The 5,210-nt window shown below is 71.5% G+C and carries 5 protein-coding genes; 1 reads left to right on the top strand and 4 read right to left on the bottom strand.

Annotated features, from left to right (window positions below; all coding sequences use genetic code 11):
* Positions 1-186: 186 nt before the first annotated feature.
* Together ACYVPE_RS39170 and ACYVPE_RS39175 are read right to left on the bottom strand one after the other, a co-directional pair.
* Positions 187-495 (bottom strand): hypothetical protein, encoded by a 309-nt coding sequence (locus tag ACYVPE_RS39170; protein WP_461038622.1) that lies wholly within the window; start codon positions 493-495, stop codon positions 187-189.
* A gap of 111 nt (positions 496-606) precedes the next feature.
* Entirely contained in the window at positions 607-2,928 is a 2,322-nt protein-coding gene (locus ACYVPE_RS39175) for an immune inhibitor A domain-containing protein (RefSeq protein ID WP_461038626.1), read from the bottom strand.
* A 340-nt stretch (positions 2,929-3,268) separates the two neighbouring features.
* On the opposite strand from ACYVPE_RS39175, the gene ACYVPE_RS39180 reads away from it, so the two are divergent.
* On the top strand, positions 3,269-3,529 hold the full coding sequence (locus tag ACYVPE_RS39180) for a hypothetical protein (protein WP_461038623.1): 261 nt from the start codon (positions 3,269-3,271) through the stop codon (positions 3,527-3,529).
* Positions 3,530-3,623: 94 nt separating this feature from the next.
* Here ACYVPE_RS39180 and ACYVPE_RS39185 read toward each other — a convergent pair whose 3' ends face one another.
* A complete protein-coding gene (locus ACYVPE_RS39185) occupies positions 3,624-4,226 on the bottom strand; it encodes an RDD family protein (RefSeq protein WP_461038624.1) in 603 nt (200 codons plus the stop codon).
* Between the two features lie 80 nt (positions 4,227-4,306).
* Positions 4,307-5,176 carry an RDD family protein gene (locus ACYVPE_RS39190; RefSeq protein ID WP_461038625.1) on the bottom strand — a complete coding sequence of 290 codons (870 nt, stop codon included), beginning with the start codon at positions 5,174-5,176 and terminating at the stop codon, positions 4,307-4,309.
* Positions 5,177-5,210 lie beyond the last annotated feature (34 nt).

The following is a 5,210-nucleotide window of genomic DNA, read 5'->3' on the forward strand; positions in this document are numbered from 1 at the left end:
GACACGGCCGCAGGCCGACACGGCCGCAGGCCGACACGGCCGCAGGCCGACACGGCCGCAGGGCCCCAACAAGGCGGCTACGCCGCCGTTGGGCCCCTGCGGGCCGCCGCCCGCGCGCAGCGCGGACCCCGCGCGGCAGCGCAGGAAAGGGCGGGTGGGTGGGGGGAAAAACCTCGGGCCGCAGGGTCAGGCGGGGCGCCGCAGTAGGTGGCGCATCGGGTGCCAGGATTCCGTCGCGTCGTCGGGGCGGGCGCGCCAGACGATGCCCTCGGGGTGGTGGAGGACGGCGGAGATCTCGTCGGGCGTCGGCGGGGCCGTGTTGCCCCGCAGGTAGACGGCCCGGAGGCCCAGGTTCCGTACGCGGGTCAGGGCCCGTGGCCGGTTGATCGCGTGGACCAGCACCCGGACGCTGCGCCCCGGCGCGACCGGGTGTGGCAGGCCGAGTGCCACGACGACGCTGCCGTCGGGCAGCTGGACGAAACCTCCATCTGACATGTCACACATCCTTACGCGCTCGGCCGCCGCCCGTCGAGGGGCGGCGGCCGAGACCGTGGTCACCATGGCGGCGACCTGCGGCGATCACGTAACGGAGTCACTCCGGGCCGGTCAGCGACCGCTGGGCGACACCTGCACGACGATCGGCTTCGAGGTGTTCAGCGGCTGCGAGAGGATCGAGATCCTGGTGTTCGTGTCCGGCACCTGCACGCTGTTGAACGGGTTGTCCGTGTCGTAGTACGTGCCGCGTCGGTCGTCGAACACCGGGGCGCCGAGCTGGGCCCGCAGCGTGGTGGGCTCGCTGTTGCGGTGCAGGGTGAGTCGGTTGGTCGGGTACCAGCTGAAGGTGGCGTCCCGCGACTGGATCCGGTTCCGCATCAGGCTGCCGTCGGACCAGCGGTCGGCCTCGGCGTGGGCGTCGATCGGGAGGACCAGGCCGGTGCCGGGGTGCTGGCTGACGTCGTTGTCCAGCTCCGAGGTGTCCCACAGCCAGACCAGCATGCCGTTCTGGTAGGAGAAGTGCTCCACCCAGTCGGGCCGTTGGTCGAGGAAGCCGAAGTTGTACGGGCCGGTGCGCAGCGTCCGGTCGTAGTTGACGTACTGCCGGTTCTCCGCCAGGTAGTACTGCGGGTAGTCGCCGCTGATGGACTCGCCCACCACCGAGAAGCCGTCGGCCTCCCAGTCGCCCGCGCCGTTCTCCGCGTCGTCCGCGAAGATCGTCTCGCCGTCGGCGGTGACGCTGATCTCGTCGGCCGTGAAGCCGGTCATGGTCAGCGAGCCGTCGGTCTGGTAGCGGAAGCGGACGTCGACGGACTGGCCGGCGTAGGCGTCCAGCGCGTAGGAGACGGGGACGTCGCCCATCGACTCGCCGGTGATGACCGGGCGGTCGGCGCCGTCGCGGGGCAGCGCCTCGCCGTTCGCCGTGCCGTCGAGCGGCGTCCAGGTCGAGCCGTCGGTCGACGCCTCGGCGTAGAGGAAGTCGTAGTCCTCCTCGATGGACCACCAGCCGGTGAGGTCGAGCGAGGCCGACGCGCCGGCGCCGGTCAGGTCGACGGTGCGGGTCAGGGTGTTGACGAGGTCGTCGCCCGAGCCGCTCCACCACTGGTACTCGCCCTGGGCGGGCGGGTGGATCGGGTTGGTGACGGTCTTCTCCGGCAGTTCGACGATCAGCGCCTGGCTGCCGCGGTTGCGGCCGTCCTCCGGGTAGGTGACGCCGGACGGGCCGAGTTGGTGGGTGGACCGGGAGGCGGCCTGGGCCACCTCGTAGTCGAGCCAGCCGAGTTGCAGCTTCTCCCAGGGGCCCATGTCGTTCGGCAGGGCGCCGATGGAGCCGTCGCCGAGGCCGAGCCAGGAGCCGGAGGACATCAGCGTCCAGAACGCGGTGCCGTTCTCGCCGCCCTGGGTGTCGTACAGGTCGGGCAGGCCGAGATCGTGGGCGTACTCGTGGGCGAAGACGCCGACGCCGCCGTTCTCCGGCTGGATGGTGTAGTCGCCGACCCAGAAGCCGGTGTCGCCGATCTCGGCGCCGCCGGCCAGGTTGCCCTCCGGCCCGGTCAGGCCGATCTGGTCGCCGAAGGCGTACCAGCGGTGCGCCCAGATGGCGTCCTCGCCCTGCGCGCCGCCGCCGGCCGACTCGTCCTCGCCGGCGTGCACGATCTGGAAGTGGTCCAGATAGCCGTCGGGCTCGTTGAAGTCGCCGTCGCCGTCGAAGTCGTAGCGGTCGTACTGGTCGTACTCGGCGAGCGTGGCCTGGAGTTCCTCGGGCGTGGCGCCCTGGGCCAGCTGCTCCTCGTACCAGGTGTTGACGCCGTCCGCGACGACCTCCCACACCGAGCGGCAGGTGCTGGCGCCACAGGCGTTGTTGCCGTACCTGGCCTCGTTGTAGTCGACCCTGACCCAGTCGCTGACGTAGCCGTCGATCGAGTAGCGGCCGGAGGACTGGCTCTCGAAGTACTGCTTCACGGACGGGACGTCCGGGTCCTCCGAGTAGTAGAGGTCCTCGTAGTACTGGCGGTCGAAGTCTTCCTGCCAGATCGTGGAGTTGTCGACCGAGCGGTCGGGCTCGGCGATCTGGTTGACCAACGGGCCAGGGTCGCCGCCGTACTGGGGGTGGATCTCGTCGCCGAACTCGACCAGGATCGTGAAGATCTGGTCGGTTCCGGTCGTCGCCGTGTCGACGAACTCGCCGTCGCTCAGCTCGACGACCTCGGAGCCGCCCCGGCCGCGCGTGGTGGCCTCGCCGGAGAGCAGCTGCTGGTAGGCCTCCTGACGCTGCGCCTCACGCTTGTCGCCCAGCGGGTTCTCCAGCTCGGGCTCGGCGGCGGCGTACGGCTCGACGGCCTCCGGAGCCTGCTCCGGGTCGGCGGGCGGCTGCGCGTGGGCGGCCCCGGCGGGCAGCAGCACGGCTGCGCCGATGGCGGCGACGGCCGTCATGACCGCGGCGGTCTTCGATCTCGTGGATCTCTTGCCGATGTTCACCTGTTGACTGTCCTCCCTGCGCGTGTAGTGACACGACGGGTGCATTTGACATGAGTGAGTCAGAAAAAGACAGTCCTTGATTCAACCCCCCGTTACCACTACGGTCGTTCGTCCGTCCGTCAAGCCGTCATTCATGAACCCGTGCGCCCCCCGTGCACCGGTACGGCCGCCGGGCGCGCGCTTATCGGTCGCGCCGCGCGGGCATCGAGGCCCGTAGAACCGTTCGAGGGGAGTTCACCCCGCCGCCCCCTTCGGCACGGTCCGCCGCCAACCATGACCGAGGACGGACACCGCCATGCCGCACCCGACCCCCGCTCAGCTCATCTGTGGTTCGGCCACCGTCATCACCACCACCTTCGCCCTGTTGCTCCTGGCACCGGCCCTCTCCGGCCCGGGTCTCGCGCTGGTGGCCGGTGTCGCCCTGCTGCTCGGCGTCCTCGTCGCGCTGGCCCTGCGGGCCCGCCGCGCCGGCCGGGCCCCGGCCGCGCGGCCTCAACAGCCTGCCCAGCCCGGGCCGGTCGACACTCCGCGCCGGCGCCCTGGCGTTACGGTCTGAACGGCGCGCGCCCCGGCGCGCACGCCCCGCGTAGCGCAGGCGCGACGTCCAGCGTGATGTCGGGCGTGACGTCGGGCGTGACGTCGGGCGCGTCTCAGGCCGTCGACACGACGACGGTCCTGGCCGTCTTGTCGTGCAGGCACTGTCGATACGGCTGGTCCCAGGTGCAGTTGAGGACGTTGACCAGCCAGAAGATGAAACCGAAGCAGGGCACCAGCTGTGGCAGCGAGTAGACGCCCGCCCGGACCCAGCCCGGGTTGCCGTGCGGCACGGAGCCGTCCGCCAGCATCGCCACCCGGATGCGCATCGCCATCTTGCCGAGGGTCTGGCCGCGGGCGCTGAGCATCAGGCCCTCGTAGATGAAGTAGACGACGAGCACGATCGCCTCGGAGCCGTAGGCCCCGCCCTGGCCATCGCCGCTCCAGCCGTAGTGCCCCACCACCGGCCACATCAGCAGCGTCACCGGGGCGCCCACCACGATCGAGTCGATGATCCTGGCGATCAGCCGGCGGCCGCGGTTGGCGAGCGGGGGCATGCCGGCCAGTGGGTCGGCCGCGCCCCTGGCGTCGCCGTAGGGGTTGGCACCGTAGGGCTCCTCGGGCGGCGGGGCCTTGGGCAGCTCCTGCTCGCCCCCGTTCCCCTCGGGCCGCCGGTCGGGTTCTTCCGGCGGGTCCGGCCGTGGCTCGTCGCTGCTCATGCCCCCCAGTGCACCCCGCCGCCCGGCGGCCCGCATCCGGGCGCCGGGCGGATGGATGACGGGCCCCGGCCGGCCGCGGCTCAGCCCTGGGGCTTGGTCACCGCCACGAAGGTGCGGGCGGCCTTGTCGTGCCAGGTCTGGCGCCAGGGCCGGTCGCGGGCGCCCATCACCAGGCTCACGATGCCCACCACCAGCAGCGCCAGCACGTTGTAGAGCAGCCAGCGCAGCAGCGACGCGCCGAACGACGGCTTCTCCTGCCGCTCCACGTCCACCACCTGGGCGCGGACGATGCCCTTGCCGAGGGTGGTGCCCCAGATCGCGGTGGGCAGCGCCTCGAAGAGCAGCCCGACGACGAGGAAGACGCCGAGGACCAGGGCGAGGTAGCCGCCGGTGGTGCCGTCGATCAGCCAGATCTGCCGGGTGACGCCGGCCTGCTCGGCCGCGTCGATCTGGTCCTGGATGTGGTCGCGGGCGCTGTCGACCAGCGGCAGGGCCACGGCGACCGCCGCGCCCACCGGCAGCAACGAGTCCACGATCCTGGCCATCAGCCGGCGGCCGAGGCCGGCCGGGTACTTCTGCCCCGGGTCGACGAACTGCCGCACCATGGTGAGCGGATCGCCCTGGTGGGACTGGAGGTAGGGCGACTGGCCGGCCGGGGTCGAGCCGGCCTGCGGGTAGCCGTAGCCGCCGGCGGCGCCCGACTGCTGCTGTTGTTGCTGCTGTTGTTGCTGCTGTTGCTGTTGCTGTTGCTGTTGCTGTTGCTGTTGCTGTTGCTGGGGGTAGCCGTAACCACCGCCGGCCGCACCCGGCTGCTGGGGATAGCCGTAACCGCCGGGGGCGGCGGACTGCTGCTGCGGGTAGCCGTAGCCACCGGGCGCGCCGGGCACCAGCACGCCCTGGCCGGGGCTCGGGCGGGTCGGCGGCACGGCGACAAGTCGGATCGTAGCCATGTCGTTCTGTGAGCCAAGGAGTTGCCAGACATAT

This window comes from Streptomyces mayteni (assembly GCF_054783955.1).

Excerpts from the sequence above, each read along its gene's own strand:
- ACYVPE_RS39170 (WP_461038622.1), bottom strand. The coding sequence starts at position 495 with ATGTCAGATGGAGGTTTCGTCCAGCTGCCCGACGGCAGCGTCGTCGTG.
- ACYVPE_RS39180 (WP_461038623.1), top strand. The coding sequence starts at position 3,269 with ATGCCGCACCCGACCCCCGCTCAGCTCATCTGTGGTTCGGCCACCGTC.
- ACYVPE_RS39190 (WP_461038625.1), bottom strand. The coding sequence starts at position 5,176 with ATGGCTACGATCCGACTTGTCGCCGTGCCGCCGACCCGCCCGAGCCCC.
- ACYVPE_RS39175 (WP_461038626.1), bottom strand. The coding sequence starts at position 2,928 with ATGACGGCCGTCGCCGCCATCGGCGCAGCCGTGCTGCTGCCCGCCGGG.
- ACYVPE_RS39185 (WP_461038624.1), bottom strand. The coding sequence starts at position 4,226 with ATGAGCAGCGACGAGCCACGGCCGGACCCGCCGGAAGAACCCGACCGG.